This is a genomic window from Archangium sp. (assembly GCF_036277355.1).
Taxonomy (GTDB): domain Bacteria; phylum Myxococcota; class Myxococcia; order Myxococcales; family Myxococcaceae; genus Archangium.
The window spans coordinates 112121-131473 of record NZ_DASUNC010000068.1 but is presented as its reverse complement, the minus strand read 5'-3'; the positions used below and the strand labels follow the sequence as shown (position 1 = coordinate 131473).

At 69.5% G+C, this 19353-nt stretch carries 17 protein-coding genes and 1 pseudogene; 8 read left to right on the top strand and 10 right to left on the bottom strand.

Annotation, left to right across the window (positions count from 1 at the left end; genetic code table 11):
• Window positions 1-27: 27 nt before the first annotated feature.
• Window positions 28-1002, bottom strand: coding sequence for a LysR family transcriptional regulator (locus VFZ09_RS18460; RefSeq protein ID WP_329728911.1), 975 nt, complete (start codon window positions 1000-1002; stop codon window positions 28-30).
• Between the two features lie 146 nt (window positions 1003-1148).
• Between VFZ09_RS18460 and VFZ09_RS18455 the strand changes: the two genes are divergently transcribed.
• The 4 genes from VFZ09_RS18455 to VFZ09_RS18440 all read left to right on the top strand — a co-directional run bounded on the left by VFZ09_RS18455 (window position 1149) and on the right by VFZ09_RS18440 (window position 5703).
• Window positions 1149-2411 carry an MFS transporter gene (locus tag VFZ09_RS18455; protein ID WP_329728910.1) on the top strand — a complete coding sequence of 421 codons (1263 nt, stop codon included), beginning with the start codon at window positions 1149-1151 and terminating at the stop codon, window positions 2409-2411.
• A 157-nt stretch (window positions 2412-2568) separates the two neighbouring features.
• Window positions 2569-4074: a hypothetical protein gene (locus VFZ09_RS18450; RefSeq protein ID WP_329728909.1), complete on the top strand. Its 1506-nt coding sequence runs from the start codon at window positions 2569-2571 to the stop codon at window positions 4072-4074.
• Between the two features lie 193 nt (window positions 4075-4267).
• Complete coding sequence (locus tag VFZ09_RS18445) at window positions 4268-5017, top strand: hypothetical protein (protein ID WP_329728908.1); 750 nt, start codon at window positions 4268-4270, stop codon at window positions 5015-5017.
• Window positions 5018-5031: 14 nt separating this feature from the next.
• Complete coding sequence (locus VFZ09_RS18440; protein WP_329728907.1) at window positions 5032-5703, top strand: hypothetical protein; 672 nt, start codon at window positions 5032-5034, stop codon at window positions 5701-5703.
• Between the two features lie 142 nt (window positions 5704-5845).
• Here VFZ09_RS18440 and VFZ09_RS18435 read toward each other — a convergent pair whose 3' ends face one another.
• Window positions 5846-6931, bottom strand: coding sequence for an SDR family NAD(P)-dependent oxidoreductase (locus VFZ09_RS18435; RefSeq protein ID WP_329728906.1), 1086 nt, complete (start codon window positions 6929-6931; stop codon window positions 5846-5848).
• Here VFZ09_RS18435 and VFZ09_RS18430 point away from each other — a divergent pair.
• Window positions 6924-7079, top strand: a pseudogene (locus tag VFZ09_RS18430) (TetR/AcrR family transcriptional regulator); the annotation flags it as partial. The gene VFZ09_RS18435 and the pseudogene VFZ09_RS18430 sit on opposite strands and share 8 nt — an antisense overlap.
• 79 nt (window positions 7080-7158) lie before the next feature.
• Here the strand turns inward: VFZ09_RS18430 and VFZ09_RS18425 are convergent.
• Window positions 7159-7824, bottom strand: coding sequence for an arylesterase (locus VFZ09_RS18425; RefSeq protein WP_329728905.1), 666 nt, complete (start codon window positions 7822-7824; stop codon window positions 7159-7161).
• A gap of 91 nt (window positions 7825-7915) precedes the next feature.
• Between VFZ09_RS18425 and VFZ09_RS18420 the strand changes: the two genes are divergently transcribed.
• Window positions 7916-8629 (top strand): ABC transporter ATP-binding protein, encoded by a 714-nt coding sequence (locus VFZ09_RS18420; RefSeq protein ID WP_329728904.1) that lies wholly within the window; start codon window positions 7916-7918, stop codon window positions 8627-8629.
• Window positions 8626-11154 (top strand): ABC transporter permease, encoded by a 2529-nt coding sequence (locus tag VFZ09_RS18415; protein ID WP_329728903.1) that lies wholly within the window; start codon window positions 8626-8628, stop codon window positions 11152-11154. Before VFZ09_RS18420 ends, VFZ09_RS18415 begins: the two co-directional genes overlap by 4 nt.
• A 51-nt stretch (window positions 11155-11205) precedes the next feature.
• On the opposite strand, the gene VFZ09_RS18410 is transcribed toward VFZ09_RS18415, so the two are convergent.
• Both VFZ09_RS18410 and VFZ09_RS18405 read right to left on the bottom strand, forming a co-directional pair.
• Complete coding sequence (locus VFZ09_RS18410; RefSeq protein WP_329728902.1) at window positions 11206-11664, bottom strand: SitI3 family protein; 459 nt, start codon at window positions 11662-11664, stop codon at window positions 11206-11208.
• Window positions 11654-12637: a hypothetical protein gene (locus tag VFZ09_RS18405; RefSeq protein WP_329728901.1), complete on the bottom strand. Its 984-nt coding sequence runs from the start codon at window positions 12635-12637 to the stop codon at window positions 11654-11656. Before VFZ09_RS18405 ends, VFZ09_RS18410 begins: the two co-directional genes overlap by 11 nt.
• A gap of 588 nt (window positions 12638-13225) precedes the next feature.
• On the opposite strand from VFZ09_RS18405, the gene VFZ09_RS18400 reads away from it, so the two are divergent.
• Window positions 13226-14842, top strand: a complete 1617-nt coding sequence (locus tag VFZ09_RS18400; protein WP_329728900.1) for a carboxylesterase/lipase family protein — start codon at window positions 13226-13228, stop codon at window positions 14840-14842.
• Between the two features lie 158 nt (window positions 14843-15000).
• On the opposite strand, the gene VFZ09_RS18395 is transcribed toward VFZ09_RS18400, so the two are convergent.
• The 5 genes from VFZ09_RS18395 to VFZ09_RS18375 are packed head-to-tail and all read right to left on the bottom strand — an operon-like array spanning window position 15001 to window position 19321.
• On the bottom strand, window positions 15001-15732 hold the full coding sequence (locus tag VFZ09_RS18395; RefSeq protein WP_329728899.1) for a hypothetical protein: 732 nt from the start codon (window positions 15730-15732) through the stop codon (window positions 15001-15003).
• Between the two features lie 3 nt (window positions 15733-15735).
• Window positions 15736-17067, bottom strand: coding sequence for a DUF4150 domain-containing protein (locus VFZ09_RS18390; RefSeq protein ID WP_329728898.1), 1332 nt, complete (start codon window positions 17065-17067; stop codon window positions 15736-15738).
• A gap of 7 nt (window positions 17068-17074) precedes the next feature.
• Complete coding sequence (locus VFZ09_RS18385) at window positions 17075-18115, bottom strand: 3-oxoacyl-ACP synthase (RefSeq protein ID WP_329728897.1); 1041 nt, start codon at window positions 18113-18115, stop codon at window positions 17075-17077.
• Window positions 18112-19134 (bottom strand): DUF2169 domain-containing protein, encoded by a 1023-nt coding sequence (locus VFZ09_RS18380; protein ID WP_329728896.1) that lies wholly within the window; start codon window positions 19132-19134, stop codon window positions 18112-18114. The genes VFZ09_RS18385 and VFZ09_RS18380 overlap by 4 nt, the downstream gene beginning before the upstream one ends.
• Before the next feature lie 22 nt (window positions 19135-19156).
• Window positions 19157-19321, bottom strand: a complete 165-nt coding sequence (locus VFZ09_RS18375; RefSeq protein WP_329728895.1) for a hypothetical protein — start codon at window positions 19319-19321, stop codon at window positions 19157-19159.
• Window positions 19322-19353 lie beyond the last annotated feature (32 nt).

Sequence of the window (19353 nt, the reverse complement as noted above, 5' to 3'; positions counted from 1 at the left end):
TCGTTCTTCGACCGGTAACACCACGGGCTACCGCTCCGGGACGGGCTTCTTCTTCTCCCCTGCCCCGGTTGCCGCCGCCACGGCCGTGGGAATCATCTCCCGCATCCACTCCACGAAAGCGCGCAACCTCGCCGGGTGGAACCGCGCATACGGATAGAGCAGGGACATGGGCAGGGGCGCGGCCTGCCAGCGCGGCACCAGGTGCAGCAGCCGGCCCCGCTGGATGTCTTCGTGGAGCACCCAGGCCGAGGCTACGCAGACGCCGAGGCCATTCACCGCGGCGCTGCGGATGGCATAGAGGCTGTCCGTGCTCAGGCGCGGGTGGAAGGTGATGGGCTGGACCTCGCCCGTGTCCACGTGCGTCAGCGAGACCTCGTTGCGATAGAACGTGCGCAGCGACAGCCAGGGCAGCCGTGCGAGCTCGTCGGGATGGGTGGGCATGGGCACGCCCGCCACCACGGACGGCGCGGCCACGACGATGCGCGGCACCTCGGCCACGCGGATCGCCACCACGCTTGGGTCATGCACCTCGCCGACGTGGATCGCACAGTCGATGCCGTCCGCGATGAAGTCCGCCACCCGGTCGTACAACAGCCACTCGACCGACATCCGCGCGTGGCGATTCAGGAACTCCGTCAGCGGCCCCACCAGCAACTGTTGTCCGAACGCGTGCGGCACCACGACGCGCAGCCGGCCCTCTGGTTCGTCGCCCGCGCCGCGCAGGTCCGCCTCGAGCATGTCCCAGCTGGCCAGCAGCTCCTTCGCGCGTTCATAGCAACGCGCGCCGTCCTCGGTGAGCTTCATGGCATGGGTGGAGCGCTGGAGCAGCCGCAGCCCCAGCGAGCGCTCCAGCGCCTGCAGCCGGCGGCTCACCGTCGGCTGCGTGGTACCCAGCTGCGCGGCGGCGGAAGACAGGCTGCCAGCGTCCACGATGCGGAGGAAGGTCTGCATCAACTCGAGCCGATCCGCGGTGGCCGGCGCGGCGGGTGGGGACCTCCGCATCGGGGAGACACGGGACCGGGGCGGCTTCGAAGGAGGAGGCATGGGTTATACGCGGAGCGTATATCCACTGTGCGGAGCACGCTACTACCGAGGCTTCCCTCTCTGGCGCACTGTTGCTTCGTCTCGCATCGCCAGGGATGAACACCATGTCTCTCATTCGCACCGTACATAGCACCGCCGGACACGGCGGCGTGACCTCCACCGCCAGCCAGGGCAGCGAGCCTCTGTCGAGCCGCCTCTGCCTGCTGCTGGCCGCGGGCGCCGGGCTGTCGGTGGCGTCGCTCTATTACAGCCAGCCCATGCTGGGGGTCATCGGAACCCACCTCGGCGCCTCCGACACCGCGGTGGGCTTCGTGCCCACGCTCACCCAGCTGGGCTACGCGCTGGGCATCCTGCTGCTGACGCCCCTCGGCGACCGCTTCGACCGGCGCCGCATCATCCTCCTCAAGGCCGCCCTCCTGAGCGTGGCGCTGCTGCTGGGCAGCCTCGCCCCGGACATCCGCCCGCTGCTGGCGGTGAGCTTCGCCGTCGGCCTCACGGCGACCCTGGCGCAGGACATCGTGCCGGCCGCCGCGACCCTGGCGCCCGAGAAGCACCGCGGCAAGGTGGTGGGCACGGTGATGACCGGCCTGCTGCTCGGCATCCTCCTGTCCCGCGTCATCAGCGGCGTGGTCGCCGAGCACTTCGGCTGGCGCGTCATGTACATGCTCGCCGCCGCCAGCGTGGCCCTGATCGGACTGGTGGCCTGGCGCGGCCTGCCCCGCTTCCGCCCGGCCAGCACGCTCACGTACGGCGCCCTCCTCGGCTCGCTCTCCACCCTGTGGCGCACCCACGGCGCCCTGCGCCGGGCCGCGTTGGCGCAGGGCCTGCTCTCGGTGGGCTTCAGCGCCTTCTGGTCCACCCTCGCCGTGATGCTCCATGGCGCCCCGTTCCACCTGGGCAGCGCGGCCGCCGGTGCCTTCGGTCTGGCGGGCGCGGCCGGAGCCCTCGGCGCCCCCGTGGCGGGCCGCATCGCGGATCGCTTCGGCCCCGAGGTCGTCACCCGCCTGGGCGCCGGACTGACCGCCGCCTCGTTCGCCACGATGCTCGCGTCGCCGTGGCTCGAACCGGGCACCCGCCTGTGGCTCATCGCCGCCAGCGCCATCGGCTTCGACCTCGGCGTCCAGATGACCCTCGTGGCGCATCAGACGGTCGTCTTCGGCCTCGAGCCCTCCGCGCGCAGCCGGCTCAACACCGTGCTGTTCGCCGGCGTGCTCACCGGCATGTCCCTCGGCGCGGCGAGCGGCAGCCTCCTGCTGGCCCGGTGGGGATGGGCCGCGGTGACGCTGCTGGCGATCGCCTCGGCGTTGGCGGCCCTGCTGGTCCGCCTGTGGCCGCTCCCAGGAGTGGGCGGGCGCTCCGGCCGGTGAGGGGCACAAGCCTCCAAGAGGAGACTGCTCCAGAGTGCATGACGGCCTTGCCCGGCTCGAAGCAAAGATTCCTTGAAATAAGTGTTTTCTCGTATTATCTGCTCTGGCCGTTCATGCCCATCAGGATGGTGTGCGTCCTGAAGTGGAGGAATCCTCGATGAAGCGAGACCTGAGCCGTGCGCCCTTCCTGGCCCTGTTGTGCGGGCTGCTGCTGGTGGCCTGTGATGGCGCCCCCGAGGCCGCGCCGGCTCCGCTGGAGGAGCCTTCAGGCACCCTGGAAGCGCAGCTGTGCTCCGGCCTGAACGTCACCAGCCTCGGCTTGCAGGGCATCAGCACGTATCAGGGCGAGATGGCGGGCAGCGGCAACTGGGCGGTCTCCAGCGGCGCCAACTCGGTGCGACTGGAGTACTACGTGGATGGTGCCCTCTTCAGCGCCGAGGAGCGCACCGGCACCTCGGGCAACTGGTACTTCAGCCAGTCGGGGCTCTCCTGCACCACGCGCACCTTCGAGGTCAGGGCCTGGCCGATGGTGGTGGACAGCAATGGCAACCGCACCCTCTGCTCCGCCAACCTCAGCACGCTGTCCCGGGTCGTCGTCCCCACCTGCACCACCGTCGCCGCGGGCCTCTACCACACGGCGCTGCTGAAGGAAGATGGCACGGTGCGGATCTGGGGCAACAACATGTATGGCCAGCTCGGAGATGGGACGAAAACCCATCGCACCACGCCGTTGCAGGTGTCCGGCCTCGGCAATGTCGCGGCCATCAGCGCCGGCTACTACCACACGGTGGCGTTGAAGAAGGACGGCACCCTCTGGGCCTGGGGCAACAACCTCTTCGGCCAGCTCGGGGATGGGACGACCACCGACCGCCTGACTCCCATCCAGGTGCCAGGCCTCAGCAACATCATCGCCATCGCGACCTATGCCTATCACACGGTGGTGTTGAAGAAGGACGGCACCGTCTGGTCCTGGGGTTACAACGTCCACGGCCAGCTCGGGCATGGGACGGCCACTCCCACCTACCGCCCGACCCCCGGGCAGGTGCCGGGCCTCACCAACGTCATCGCCTTGTCCACTGGAATCTATCACACCGCGGCGCTGAAGCGGGACGGCACCGTCTGGATCTGGGGCGACAACACCAACGGCCAGATCGGGGATGGGACGACCACCAGGCGCCTGACACCCGTGCAGGTGCCGGGCATCACCAACGTCGCCGCCCTGTCCACCGGCGAGGCGCACACCGTGGTGGCGAAGAAGGATGGCACCGTCTGGGCCTGGGGCTACAACTACTACGGCCAGGTCGGGAACGGGACGACCACCGACCGCCTGACGCCCGTGCAGGTGCCGGGCCTCACCAACGTCACCGCCCTCGGGGCGGGCATCGGTCACACGGTGGCGCTGAAGCAGGATGGCAGCGTCTGGATCTGGGGCGACAACGCCTACGGCCAGCTCGCGGATGGGACGACCACCGATCGCCTGACGCCCGTGCAGGTGCCGGGCCTCGCCGACGTCACCCTCCTGGACGGCGGCGGTTATCACGTCGCGACGCTCAGGCCGGACGGCACTGTCTGGGTCTGGGGCCACAACACCTACGGCCAGGTGGGGGACGGGACGACCACCCACCGCTTCTCGCCGGTGCGGACGGTGGGTCTCAGCCCCTGACGAGAGACACCCGGCACGTCGTGGAGCCAGGGGGGCGAGTGCGGCGCCTCACCCAGTCAGGTGAAGGTGCCCCGCCCCGTAGCGCTTCGGCGTCTTGTGCTCCAAACGACACAAATCGTGAAGCCCAAACCACCCGGCAATTCACGATTTATGAGAAGATGCGGATCCGCCTCGATGTACCAGGAGCCGCCTCATGTCTCTACCCCCCCCAGCGGAAGTTCCCCCCCGCTCTCGAAGGACGCCCGGCTGGATTGGCCTGGGCTGGGTGGCCGTGCTGTCCGTGGTGGCGTGGCACCACATCCCCAGGGCCCACGCCAATCACACCCACACGGGTGGAACCCAGCTGCACATCGCCACCATTCACGGCAACAACGGGACGAGCACCAGCCCGGGAGACCAGGACGAGCAGTACTGCGTCCAGTCGCGCACCGCGAGCATCGACGGCACGCGGATGGCCAACTTCATCGAGGAGACGCTCGCCAAGCTGAGCACCCTCTGGGACGGCACCGCCAACTGGCGCGTGGACCTGTGGCGCGCCTCCAGGTTCTGCTTCGACTACGACTCGGCCACGCGCGCCACCATCGAGTACGAGTACCACATCAAGGACGACTGGACCGAGGTGCCGCTCTGCGGCACCTATTACAGCTGCGTGGTGTTCGATAACGCCGTCTATGACGGGTACCACACCCACTACAAGTGGGGGTATTCCTATCTCCAGACGGAGCACGTCAACGGCTACGACACCCGCGCGCGCAAGTTCATCAACCACGAGACGGGCCACATCCTCGGCCTCAAGGACCCGGACTACTACGGGCACTGCTTGAACAGCGTCATGCACAATGACTTGTACTCGAGCATGGGGTGCACCGACCCGGTCTGGTACCCGACGGCCAATGACAAGAACTCGGTCACGCGCATCGCGGACCGCGCCAACACGTGGTGAGAGGAATGCAAGCCATGAAGATGTTCGCACGGCGGGAAGTGGCCCACGTGGTGGCCATGGTGGGCATGCTGTTCCTCGGCGTCCGGTGCGCGGGAATGGAGGAGGTGGAGTCCGAGCACCCCCACCTGATGCTCGACAATGCGTTGCTGGTGGGCGAGCGCACCGGCCTGCAGGTCTGCGTGGAGCTGGCGCCGGCCCTGAAGGAGCGGAGCGGCGAGCTGCTGGGCGCCTTGAAGTCGGACCTGGCGCTGCTGAGGGAGCGCCACCCGCTCTGGGAGAAGTCGGGCTTCGGCCAGGCACCGGTGCGCGTGCAGCTCGGGTGCCCCGGCGCGGCGATGCCCTCGGCGCGGCTGGAGAGCAAGGGGGCGCTGCTGGGCCCCGGACTGAGCGAGCGCCCGAGCCCCTTCCGCACCTTCGTCTACGTGCTGGATGACGCCCGGGCCCAGGAGGTGCTCGGCAAGGAGCAGGCGATCCGCGCCCGGGCCGAGCTGCTGAAGGTGGAGGACCACGTCCTGGCCGAGGTGTCCACGGCGCTCGTCGTTCGCGCCTCGGACCTCGGGAGGGCCTCCTTCCAGGAGACGTGGCTGCCCACGGGCGTGGGCCTGCCGCCCCTGCGTGAGCCCGCCGCCGCCCCCGCCGCGGACTTCATGCCGAAGGTCTCCGGCGGGACGGGCATGGGCCCGTAGGCACCCGGAAGGGTGGCAGACGCCGCGAAGGCCCTGACACCCTTCCCCGCCCCGTCAGTTCAGCTGCGCCGCGGTGCTCGTACCAGACGTCGAGGAACAGCTTGGACGCGCGGCCCCGCTGGTACGCCGCCTTCAGCCGCCGCTATTGCGACAGCAAACCCCGCATCTGCAGCTTCACGGCCGCCTTGGAGGCACCGTAGATGGTCTGCCCCGGCACGGGCAGGAAGCCGCCCATGCTGGAGATGTTCGTGATGTGCGCCTCCGGGCGCGCGAGCAGGTGCGGCAGGAACGACTTCGTCATGTAGAGCGTTCCGAACAGGTTGACGTTCATCACCCGGTCGATCGCCGCGTAGTCCAGGTCCTTCAACTTGACGAAGGGTTGAATCACCCCCGCGTTGTTGATGATGCCGTCCACCGCCCCGAAGCGGGAGATGACCCGCTCCGGGAGCGCCTCCACCTGGGCCCGGTCCGCGACGTTCACCGTGTAGGTGGCCAGGTTGGCGCCGTTCATCCCCGCCAGCTTGACGGTCTCCTCGAGCGCAGCCGCGTTGATGTCCACGGCGGCGACGCTCGCGCCCCTCGACAGCAGCGCGAGGACGAGCTCCCGGCCCAGGCCACTTCCACCGCCCGTCACGACGACGATCTTCTTCTGGAGCTTCATGGCCGTGCCTTCCCTGTCACGGGCGCGGACTCGGGGACGAACCGGTAGAGGGCGCTCTCCATGTCGGACGACAGGTAGAGGGTCCCCGACTGGCCCACGGCCACCCCCGTGGGGATGTACCCGGGCGGGAAGCCCCCGCTCTCGGGGCTTGTCCGCCAGCCGGGTCATGCCGCCCGTGGGGCCACCGCCGGTATAGGAATAGTCCCACCGGCTCGTGTGGAAGCCGTGGCCCTGGAAGGTCTCGATGCCCGGGATGCCGGGCAGCTTCGCCTTGTGCATGATGCCACCGGCGATGATCACGAACCGCGCCGCGAGCTTGTCATCCCGGGTGGTCGTGACGTTCCAGCGCCGGGTGTTCTCGTCCCAGTCCATCTTCGCGATCTGCGTCTGGAACAGCGCCGCCTTGTAGAGGTCGAACTGGCGGCCGATGCGCTGGCAGTGGGCGAAGATCTCCGGCGCCTTGGCGTACTTCTCCTCCTTTCGACCCGGCGGCCGCGGCGCATGTACACGTCCGTGTACATCCTGGACACAACCCGATTGTTGTCCCAAGTAAACGGCCGTGTACATCCCCGGCTCCTCGGAGCCCAAGAGGCCGGCGCGCCAGCGAGATGCCGAGCGGACGCGTGCCGCGATCCTCGGCGCCGCACGAACGCTGTTCTCCACGCGGGGCTTCGCGCAGACCGGGGTGCGCGAGGTGGCGGAATTGGCCGGGGTGAACTCGGCGCTCGTCGGCCGCGACCCGCCGCTGGCTGGAGGACGCCACCCAGGCGATCGTCGACGAAGGCAAGGCCTGACTACTTCAACAGCGGCGCCAGCGCGGGCCAGACATGGTCGCGCAGCTTGGGCTGCACGGCGGCGATGGGGTGGATGTTGTCGGCCTGGAAGGAGGCGCGCTCCATGGCGATGGGCTCCAGCAGGAACGGGAGCAGGGACACCTTGTGCGCCTCGGCCACGGTCCGGTAGTTGGCCGCGAAGCCCTCCGTGTAGGCCTTCCCCAGGTTGGGCGGCATGCGCATGCCCACCAGCAACACCCGGGCCCCCGCGGCCTTGGCCGCGCCCACCATCTTCTCCAGGTGGGCCCGCGTCTGCTTGAGCGGCAGGCCCCGCAGCCCGTCGTTGCCGCCCAGGGCGATGACCACCACCGCCGGCCGGTTGCGCGCGAGCTCTCCCTCGATTCGCGCCGCGCCCCCCGCGGTGGTCTCACCGCTGACGCTGGCGTTCACCACCCGCCAGCCAGGCGCCTCCTTGGCCATCCGCTCGGCCGTCAGCGCCACCCAGCCCTCCTCCGGCGCGAGCCCGTAGGCGGCGGACAGCGAGTCCCCCATCACCAGCACCGTCCGCGCGGGCGCGGCCGCCCCGGCCGGCGGCCCCCACATGGCCAGCCCCACGGCCAGTGTCACCACCAGGAAACCGAGCACACCGGCATTCCGGGTGCGCTCCCTCATGTATCCTTGGCTCATCCGCTGCAACTCCTCCGGGCCGCCGTTACAAGCCTGCTCCGCGAGCAGACCCTCGCCTGACGAAGAACCCAATATGCCCCACGACCTCGCGATGCACACCAAAGTCCAGCCCGGCCCCCAGCGGGTGGCCCTCCAGGTGACGGAACTGGGCAAACGCGTGCCCCTGCCCTCCGGCGCGCTCACCATCCTCGACGGGGTGGGCTTCTCCATCTCCCATGGCGACACCGTGGCCATCGTCGGCGCCTCCGGCTCGGGGAAGAGCACGCTGCTGTCGCTGATGGCCGGGCTGGACACGCCCAGCTCCGGGAGCGTGCTGCTGGACGGCGAGCCGCTGTCCGCCCTGGACGAGGACGGCCGTGCGCGCGTGCGCGGCGAGAAGGTGGGCTTCGTCTTCCAGAGCTTCCAGCTGCTGCCCTCGCTGACGGCGCTGGAGAACGTGATGCTGCCGCTCGAGCTGCGCGGAGACGCGGACGTGGAGACGCCCGCCCGCGCCATCCTCGGCAAGGTGGGGCTGGGCGAGCGCCTGGGCCACTACCCGCGCCAGCTGTCCGGCGGAGAGCAGCAGCGCGTCGCCCTGGCGCGCGCCTTCGTCACCCGGCCCGCGGTGCTCTTCGCCGACGAGCCCACCGGCAACCTCGACACCCGCACCGGCCAGGCCATCGTCGAGCTGCTCTTCTCCCTCAACGCGGAGGCCGGCACCACCCTGGTACTCGTCACCCATGACGAGCACCTCGCGGCCCGCTGCGGACGGCGGCTGCGGCTCGACAGCGGACGCCTCGTCAACGAGGAGCGGCAGGCGTCATGAGACTGCTCCAGATGGCCTGGCGCCAGCTGCGCCGTGACTTCGCCGCCGGAGAGCTCCGCATCCTCCTCTCCGCCCTGGTGCTCGCCGTGCTGGCCGTGACGGCCATCGGCTTCGTCACCGACCGCGCCGAGCGCGCCCTCGCCCTCGAGGCCAACCGGCTGCTCGGCGGTGACGCGGTGGTGCTCGGCGACACGCCCCTGGACGGGGTGGTGCGCGAGGCCGCGAAGGCGCCCGGGCTGCGAAGCACCGAGACGCAAGAGATGCCCAGCATGATTCGCGTCGGCGACGCGGACGATGAGCGGCTCAAGCTCGGCGAGCTCCGGGCGCTCGGCGAGGGCTTTCCCCTGCGCGGCCGCTTCCGCGTCGTGGACGCGGTGGACGGCGCCGAGCACGACGCCGCGGGCGTTCCCGAGCGGGGCAGCGTGTGGCTGAGCCGCGCGGGCGCGGACGCGCTGGACGCGAAGCTGGGGGACATGATTGGCATGGGCGAGTCGCAGCTGCGGCTCTCCGCGCTGGTGGTGCAGGAGCCGGACGCCTCCATCGACTACTTCAACATCGCGCCCCGGGTGTTCCTCAACCTCGCGGACCTGCCCGCGACGGGGCTGGTGCAGGAGGGCAGCCGGCTCCGCTACCGCCTGGTGGTGGCCGGAGAGCCGGACGCGGTGGAGCGCTTCATCCGCACCGCGCGCGAGGGGCTCTCACGGGGCCAGCGGCTGGAGACGGTGAAGGACGCGCGTCCGGAGATGCGCTCCGCGCTCGACCGGGCCGGCCGCTTCCTGAGCCTGGCGGCGTTGGTGTCGGTGGTGCTGGCGGCGGTGGCCGTGGCCATGGCGGCGCGCCGGCACAGCGAGCGGCACCTGTCGAGCACCGCGGTGATGCGGTGTCTGGGCGCGAGCCAGCGCACGCTGGTGGCCACCCACGGGGGCGAGCTGCTGCTGGCCGGGCTCATCGCGAGCACGGTGGGCGTCGTGCTCGCCTTCCTGTCGCAGTGGCTGGTGGGCCGGTGGCTCTCCGGGGCGCTGAAGCTGGACATCCCGGCGGCCGGCTGGGTGCCCGCGGTGCAGGGGTATGGGGTGGGCCTGGTGGTGCTGCTGACCTTCGGTGCGCCCCCCATCCTCGCGCTGCGCCGGGTGCCCGCGCTGCGCGTGTTGCGCAGGGACCTCGACCGCACCGAGCCGAGCTCCTGGCTGGTGGGGCTCGCGGGCGTGGCGGGGCTGGCCGCGCTGCTGTGGTGGAAGGCGGGCTCGGCGGGGCTGGCGTCCGCGATGCTGCTCGGCATCGTCGCCACGCTGGGCGTGCTGGCCGCGCTGGCGTGGGGGCTCATCTCCGTCGTGCGGCGGCTGCGCTCGCGGCTGCGCGGGAGCCTGCGCTACGGGCTGGCCAATGTGAGCCGGCGCGCGGCCACCAGCGTCGCGCAGGTGTCGGCGCTGGGCCTGGGGCTGATGGCGCTGCTGCTGCTCACCTTCGTGCGCACCGACCTGCTGGACCGCTGGCAGGTGGCGCTCGCCAAGGAGGCCCCCAACCGCTTCATCGTCAACGTGCAGGAGGATCAGCAGGAGCCGGTGCGTGCCTTCATGGCCGAGCAGGGGCTGCCCGCGCCGGACCTCTTCCCCATGGTGCGTGGCCGTCTGGTGGAGCACAACGGCGAGCCGGTGAAGGCCCCGCCCGCCGAGGCCACCGCCAACACCGAGGAGGAACGTCAGGGACGGCGGCGGAGGGAGCGCGAGTACAACCTCTCCAGCGCCGCCACGCTTCGCGACGACAACCGCATCACCGCGGGCACGTTCTGGGGACCGCAGCGCCCGGAGAAGCCGGAGCTCTCCGTGGAGGAGGGCTTCGCCAAATCCATGGGTTGGAAGCTCGGGGACCGCGTGGCTTTCGACATCGCGGGCCAGCGGCTCGAGGGGACCGTCACCAGCCTGCGCAAGGTGGAGTGGGAGAGCTTCCGGCCGAACTTCATCGTGCTGGTGTCGCCGGGCGCGCTCGCGGGCTATGCGGCCAGCTACATCACGGCGATGCACGTGCCTCCCGAGCGCACGCGCTTCACCGCGGAGCTGGTGGCCCGCTTCCCCAACCTCACGGTGCTGGATGTGGACGCACTGCTCAAGCAGGCGCGCAGCACCGCGGACCAGGTCTCCACCGTGGTGGAGGTGGTGTTCTACTTCTCGCTGCTCGCGGGCCTGCTGGTGCTGATGGCCGCGGTGAGCGCCAGTCAGGACGAGCGCCTGCTGGAAGGGGGCGTGATGCGGGTGCTGGGTGGAAGCCGCCGGCAGTTGCGGCTCGCGCAGGCCTCGGAGTTCGCGGCCATCGGCCTGCTGTCGGGCCTCACCGCGGCGATCGCAGCATCACTCCTGGCCGGAGTCATCGCCACGCAGGTGTTCAATCTGCCCTGGCAGGCGGACTGGCGGATGGTGGGCGTGGGTGGCGGGCTGGGAGTCCTGGCGGCGGTGAGCGCGGGGATGTTCGCCACCCGGCGGGTACTGGACGCGCCCCCCTCGGTGACGCTGCGGGAGTTGCAGGGCTGAGTGAAGCCGTCTTTGGTGGCCCATCCAGAGGCGCCCTGCTCTTCTCGCGGCTTAAAGCATGGGTGACGACAGGGGGCGCCAGTCGAAAGGGCGGGGGAGTCTGCTCCTCAACCAGCCCTCGTCACGCCAATAGCCCGACTCCGCATTGAAGACGAGCTGCCCACCCAGGCGCTGGAACTCGATGCGCTCTCCATTGAAGAGGAGGACCGCGTCTTGTGCCTCGTCCAGCAGGAGCAGGGATGCGTCCAGCAAGACATCCCTGAACCGGTCCCAGTCCGCATCGGCCAGGCGGCGGAACCCAACCCTTAGCGTTGGGGTAAAATGGAATGCATCCTTGATGATTTTTTGTGTGAGCGTGCGCGATTCCGATGGCGAGATCTGTGCTGAGGCATCGAACAAGAACGTTCTGTCTTGACTCCAAGTCAAGCCAGAAATCTGGCTTGCCAGTTCCTCCAACGCTTGTCGTGGTTTTGTTTGGGTCGACAAGTGGAGATCATACTCAATCGCCATTGGGAGCTCTCATTCGTGATGGGTTCTCCAAGAGCGCTTTCCTGAGGGCATCGAGCGTCACCTGGCTGTCATCGAGATTGAGGACGATGCGAGCCGCTTGATCGTCGTTCACTTTCGATGCGACGGTGTCCAGGATGTTGAGGGGCTTATCGGTTCTTGGAGCGTAGCAGTCCGCGTACTCCCCATTGAGCTTGTAGTCTGGCTCCTTGCCGTTGCTCCTGCGGGGTGGGTTCTGTTCCACATCGTAACCGTGCTCGGCGAGGGTACGGGCGGACTCGTTCTCGCGGATGCGCCCTCGTGTCGTTTCTGGATCATCATTGAGGCGGGGTTGCTTGGGCGTTCCGGTGAGACGGCCCTTATAGGGCGGAGCCCCTCCGCCAGATCCCGTGGCCATGGAGGCCACCGCCGTGGGCGCCAGCGCCACCGTCAATTGCTTGACGCCCAGCGCCACGCTCCTCACCTGCCCCGCTGCCTCCAGCATCACCCCCGTGCGTGCCGGGGAGGCCAGCGCCGCTCGCGCGAAGCCGGGCAACCCCGGCCCTTTGCTCACGAACCCCTCCTTGCCCCCCAGTGCCGCCGTCGCCAGCAGCAATAGCACGCGCATGCCGTTGTCCCCCAGCACCCGGCCGAAACGGTGGCCCGCCTTCTTCAAATCCTCGGTGGTGGTGGCCCGCCTCGAGTCCTCCAGCAACTGCCAGCCCGCCCCGACCATGGCCCACACCGGCCCCAGGCCCAGGTACGCCACCAGGTACACCGTGAGCACCGCCGCCAGTCCCTTCGTCACTGGCTCGGGCATCATCAACGTGAGCAGGTACGTGCTCATCGCCGTGTAGACCATGACCTTGAAGGCCAGCGGGTCCAGGTACTCGCTGAGGGGTACCGCCGCCCCCTCCCACACCGTGTCCATGGCAAGGGAGAGCGCCAGCATCATGCGGCCCAGCGTCTCCGGCGGTGGCGCGTTCGTCGGCAGCACCAGGCACCCGTCCGGCGATTCCGAAGGCGAACAAGGGCTCAATTGCATCCGTAGGGCCGGGTCTCGCGAGCCTTCACCCCAGGACGCAAGTCGTATCCAGTCTTCCCGGCGGGGGGACTCCACGGTCAGGGGCAGGCGCAGGACGAGCTCCGTCAAAGCCAAGACGAGATCCTCCTGACGGATTTCCACGGGAGCGGGTTCGTCGGCTGGTGACGCGAGGACGATGGGCGAGCCCTCGCCCGTATCCAAGTGAACCATGGGCCCACTCACGCAGCTCGCGAGCCAGGGAACCACCAGCAGCCATCCAAGTCCACGCCATGTGCCGGGCACTTGCTCCTCCTTACGCCCATCTGGGTAGTCAGCATGGAGCAGGATTCTATGGGTAGACCCGGCATCCAACCCCAAACATTCCTCTTGGGTCCCCCCAAGGCGAGCCGAGCCTCCTCGTTGGGAGTAGGCTCGGCTCAGAGCGGCGGGAAACCTCCATGGGAAGGCGGCCGGAATCGACCCGCCCCATGCGCATCGGGCATGGAAGTCATGCGGAGAACGTCCATGGGCAGCGACGGGCGGATGTGCTCCAGATAGCCCATGCGCTCGTCCTCCTGGCTCTTCCTCTCCAGTTGCCTGGTGTTGCTCACCCACTGCGCCCATTCGACCGGGCCCGCCCTGGCCAGGGGGCCCGCCCCCGTGGCCGAGACCGGCCGGGGACCCGTTCGGGGCCTCGCCTATGAGGATGGCGTCGCCGTCTTCCTCGGCATCCCCTTCGCCCGGCCCCCCACGGGCGAGCGCCGCTGGCGCGCCCCCGAGCCCGCCGAGCCCTGGAGCACCCCGCGCGATGCCTCGCGCTTCGGCGCCCGGTGCCCCCAGGTGGACATGCGCAACGGCAACAAGCCCGTCGAGGCCGCCAGCGAGGACTGCCTCACCCTCAACGTGTGGACGCCCGCGCTCCAGCCCCAGAAGCCCGCACCGGTGATGGTCTACATCCACGGCGGCGCCTTCACCCTCGGCTCGACCCAGGACGAGCTGTACGACGGCTCGGCACTGGCCCGCGCGGGCGTGGTGGTGGTGAGCATGAACTACCGGCTGGGCGCGCTCGGCTTCCTCGCCCACCCCGCGCTCGGCGATGGAGCGCCCGGAGGCTCCTCCGGCAACTACGGCCTCATGGACCAGCGGCTCGCGCTCGAGTGGGTGCGCGACAACATCTCCGCCTTCGGAGGAGACCCCACCCGCGTCACGCTCTTCGGCGAGTCCGCGGGCGCCATCTCCGCGTGCCTGCAGATGGTCTCGCCCGCCGCCCAGGGTCTCTTCCACCGCCTCATCGCCGAGAGCGGCACCTGCTACCTGGGCACCACGCCCCTGAAGGACCCGGGCACGCCCGGGCAGGAGGACAGCGCCGAGGAGCGCGGCGTGCGCTTCGCCCGCGAGGTGGGCTGCACGGAGGGAGACATCGCCGCGTGCCTGCGCACCCGGACGCCCGAGCAACTGCTCGCCGCCAGTGGGGCCGCGCTCGATTTGCTCAAACCCCGGGTGGGCTTCGGGCCGGTGGTGGATGGACACGTCATCCCCGCGGCGCCGCGCCAGCTCCTCGCGGAGGGCAGGTACGCGAAGGTGCCCTTGATGCTGGGGGCCAACCGGGACGAGGGCACCCTCTTCACCCTCCAGGCGAAGATCGACACGCCCGAGCAGTACGAGGCCGCGGTGAACGTGCGCTCGCCCGGCAAGGCCGAGCCCCTGCTGCGCGCCTATCCAGCGAAGGACTTCGCCTCGCCCAAGGCGGCCTTCAGCCGGCTGCTCGGTGACGCGATGTTCGTGTGCCCCACCCGGCGGCTCGCGCGCACGCTGGTGGAGCAGGGGCAGCCCGTGCATGCCTATTTCTTCACCTACGAGCCCCGGAAGCCCCTGGGCAGCGTCTTCGGTGGGATGCTGAAGCTGGGCGCGTACCACTCCGCCGAGCTGCCCTTCGTCTTCGGCCTGAGCCGGGGCCGCTTCGCCCTGGACTCCGACGCCGAGCGGGAGCTGTCCAGGAAGCTCATCGGCTACTGGACCCGCTTCGCCACCCAGGGAGACCCGAACGCCGAGGGCGCGGTGCAGTGGCCCGCGTATACCCGGGACGGGGAAGCGTACCTCGAGATCAACATGGAGCTCGGGCCAGGCTCGAACCTGAACGCCCAGCGCTGCGACGTGCTGGACTCGCTCGGGCCCTGAGCCTCCCTCGAGCAGGGATGAAGCCCGGGGGCCGGTGAGCGTCGGGTAGCGCACCGGAGCTCTCCGTGGAAGAGGGATTCGCCAAATCGATGGGCTGGAAGCGCGGAGACCGCGTGGCCTTCGACGAAGCGGTGAGGACGAGGCCGCCGGACCCTCGCTTAGAACGGAGACCTTCCCAGGTCCGTGTTGTCCTCGAGGAGCATCTGGAAACGCTTCAGCTCCTCGGGATGGCGCATGCCCACGCGAAGATTGAAATGGAGACTGTCCGGAGACCGGTACAGCCGTGCCGCCGCCCCCTCCCGCTCGAAGAGCATGCTGTATCGGGGATAGGGCAGTCGTACGAAACCCATCTGCTCGAGCAGTCGCGCGATGTCCTCGGCACCGGGCGCCGTGTGTCCCTCTCGGCGCAGATAACTCGCTTGATGAGGGAGGGTTGGCAGGTGGACGTGCTCCATGGCCCAGAGGAAGAGCAGCTCCCGTAAGCCGATGGCCTCCCGGTGCAACTTCGTCTTCCAGGCGTCTGCTCCGAAGGGCATTCGCACCACCTGACAGTCTCCTTCCTCGGAAGGGGACTCCAAATCGAGCCAGTAGTGATGGGGGGCCAGGGGATTGGGGTCTCCGAAGATGAAGAGAAACCGCCGCGGCGGCAGCTCTCCCTTCGGGGCGAGCCGGTAGAGCTCGGCGACATCACGCAGGGGATCGAAGGAGCGCACAGCGGCCAGGAGCGGCCCTCCACGCGTCCCCATGCACCGGGCGAAGTTCCGATAGACTTCCGGGAGCGGACGGCCAAAGACCTCCTCCAGCTCGTCCAGGAGCACGTCCGGGTAGCCCTCGATTCGACCGTCGTAGCCGGGAGCGTAGCGCTCGAGCAGTGCTAGCAGTTCGTCCATGGATCAGGCGCATTCCTTGCTGTTGTCACACAGCATCTCGGGGGTGAGGACCTGGCATTCCTTGCACGAGGGGACCGACGCTCCATGGCCGAACACATGCGTGACCGTGTGAGGCTCCGCGTCATCCTCGCCCCGGCGGCTGTATTCCACGGTCACGCTCGTGAGCTGCTTGGGGGCGAAATAGCGCTCCGACATCGCGCGCACCTTGTGTCCCGCGGCCCCGCCCTTCTGGAGGAGTTTGGGCGCGGAGCACTCCCATTTCTCGCGCCCGATATCCGCGAGTTTATTCGTCTGGTTTTCGCTTTTCTGGAAGCTCTCGACCAGCTCGAACGGTGTGGCGGCCACGGCTTCCCGGAAGCCAGGGGCGGCATCACCCGAGCAGGCCGCGAGCATCTTGGGATCCTGGGGACACTTGCAGATACACACCCCGATCATGTAGGGGCCGATGAAGGTCCTGGTGGTGTCGTCAAGCCGCAGCACGGGGCTCATGCCCTCGAGTTGCGCATTGAGACTGTTCATCTCCTGCTCTATCATGAGGACTTTCTGGCGCTCCTCCGTTCGCTGTTGCTTGATCTTCGCGTCCGCCGCCTTGATTTCAGCCTGGAGCGGGCCGAGCTCGGCGGTGATGGGCTTCTTGTCCGCGACGTCCTTCGATTTGAGCTGGGCGAGCAGCTCACCCACCCGCTCCTTCTTGGAGGTGAGGTGGGCCGCCGCCTCCTTGGCCCTCTCGATGGAATCGTTCTCCACCTCGTTGCGCTCCTTCCGGAGCTCGAGGTAGCGGTCGATGAGAGGCCGCTGCTCCGCGAAGCGTTTCATCAGCTCCACGAACACCATGTCCACGTGGCCCACGACTTCGGGCGTTTCGAGGACCCGGTGCGTGTCCACCGACTTGTTGCAGGCCGTGCACTGCGTGTCATCCCCGTAGGCCAGGCCGGTGCCGCCCATGGCCATGAAGGACGTGTTGAAGGTGTTGCCGTTGTGCAGCGTCGGGTCGAGGAAGCGCACCACGCCCTTGCCCTCGACCTTCACGTCCGTGCTGCCGCTGCCCCAGGTCATCTTCCCCTTGAATTTGGAGGAGATGAGGCCGCCGGCCGTCCCCGGTTCGTCTCCGGAGCTGGTGCTCAGCTCGGAGCTCGTCAGCGCCACCGGGTTGCCTTCGATCGTCGTCTTCTTGCTCCCCTTGGCGAGCATCGAGTCCTGGGCCGAGTTGACGAAGGGCGTGGGAACGGGCCCGGCCGGCGTGGGGACCTTGCAGACGTCTGGCGCGGCCGAGACATGCGTATTGCCGGCGCCCTTGTGCAGAACCGAGCGGCCATTGGCGAAGACCTTGCTCATGATTCCCTCAATCCTTCGGACTCATTTCCACGACGCAGGCGCCGACCCGGCCGCTGTCGGAACACCCGTATACCAATGTCCTGCGCGGCCCGCCTTCACGCCACCTCGCCCGGTGCAGGGCGATGCCCATCATGGCGGGAGCCGCGCCTGCTCCGGCATCCCCCAGCCCCTCCGCCGCCACTCCCACGTGGAGGGGCTCGGGCATCAGCGCGGCATTGCGCAGGTACGCCCGGGTGAACTCGGTGCCCCAGAATGACTCTCCCGGTTGGCAGGCCAGGACGCCATCCACCCGGCGTGCACCCGCCACCGCGTCACGCCGGAGGTGTTGGAATGCCTCCGTCAGTCCCTCCGCCAGGCTGGGCTCCCGCCGCGTGAAGGGCCGAGGCTCCACCGCGAGCGACGTGCCCAGCAGGGTTCCCATGGTCTCCAGCCCCAGCGTCCTGGATGCCCCTGGACGGGCCAGGGCGACGAAACCCGCCGCCTCCCCGGGAATCCTCCCGTCCGGATTCTGACGTCCCAGGTGCAGCCGCGCCGCCGCCAGTGCTTCCAGGGAAGCCTTGTCGCCCAGGGAGTCCACCGCCCCCACCAGCGCCAGCGCCCCGGTGCGCCCGGAGCGCAGGTCCGCCCGGGCCGTGCTCAGGGCCTCGAAGAAGGCGGCCCGGCCCGTCGCGTACACCTTCACGACATTCAGCCGTCCCCCGGCTTCCGCCATCAGCGCCGCCACCAGCGCCTGCTGCTCCACCGCCGCGGCCCCCGCTCCGGGCTCCGGCAGTCCGAGGTACAGGAGCACCGGCTCCCGGGGCTGCGCCGTCAGTACGGGCCGCACGCCCACGAGCGCCTGACGCGCGAGGGCCACCATGCGCTCCGTGCGCGACAGGGCCGTGTCGAGGAGTCCCAGCCGAGAGGCCCGGACGGGGTGTCCCAGGTCGTCCAGTACCTCCGTCTCCGCGAAGCGCACGAGTCCCGCGCGCAGCGACGCGAGCGTCATGTGCCGCGAAGTGCCAATCGGTGTGCACAGGCCGAGGCCCACCACCTGCTCTCCGCTCACGGCGCGTCCTCCCAGGGCTCCAGGAGCCGCACCGAGGTCACCTCATGCGTGGCCAGCTCCCGGTGCGTTGGAAACGTGGCCCGCCAGGTGAGCACCAGCCGGCGCTCCTCCGGCTCCAGCAGCACGGTGTCGAGCGTCATGCGCCGCTTCTCGCGTCGCCGGGCGAAGGTGCAGCGGGCGAGCAGCCTGAAGACAGGGAGGGCGAAGGCGATGGGCCCCTCGGGCGAAACACCCTCCAGCACCACCGGCTCCCCTCCTCGCAGGTGGGGCGAGGCCTGGAGCCCCCGTGACGCGGTCTGGAAGAAGCGCTCGTCGAAGTCCAGTGGCCAGAGCGGCGCCCGCTTCTCCACCCAGGCCGCGTCATAGGTCCCCGCCCACCCGAGGCGAGGCTGCCAGTGGCGCGCCACCGGGCCGAAGCCGCATGGCGGTGGTCTGTCCGTCCAACCGCGGATCGGCGCCTGGGGCTCCTCGAGGGAGGGCAGGGGCTTGTCGAGTGCCTCCTGCGCGCTCTCGTAGAGGCCCCGGCCCACGGGGTTGTGCGCCTCGTACCGCGAGGCGCAGGTGCCGCCGAAGCTGTACTCGTACTGGAGCGGCACGGACTCGAAGGGCAGTGGGTCCGAGGCGCTCAGCCCGACGAGGCTCCGGTACCAGACGCGCGTGCCGGAGACGAGCGCCCGCTTCTCCAGCGCCCCGACCCGTGCCGTCACCTGCGCCCGCGTCACCTTGCGGCCCCGGGGGGCCCAGGCCCGGCCGTGAAGCAGGACGTCGGTGGCGGGCCGCGTGTACGCGGAGGGCGCCTCGTAGCGGAGGCTCGACTTCTCCGGCTCCCCCCAATACGTGTCGGTTCGCGGCGGCGCGAGTTGCTCGTCACACAGCGCGAGCGGTGCTCCCGGGGAGCGCCCTGGCGGGGGCATGACGAAGCTGCCGGCGACGACGATGACGAGACACTCCTCGCCTTGCTTCGTCAGGGAGAGGAAGTCGGCGGCCGCGAAGGAGGTGAGGTTGTCGAGTACGGGCATGGTGCCTCGGTCCTTGTCGTCCTCAGCGCGAGGTGTGCGCGAAAGCAGGCCCTCTCAGGGAGAGGTGGGCGCCGCGGACCCTGGCGAGGCCCGCGCGCTGGCGGGGGATGAAGGCTCGGGTGGCGATGACATGCTGGCCCCGGGTGCGAATGGCCAGCTCTCGTGCCAGGACGTGCCGGCGCCGCATGGGACTGGTCTCCAGGGCGTCCACCAGCACGG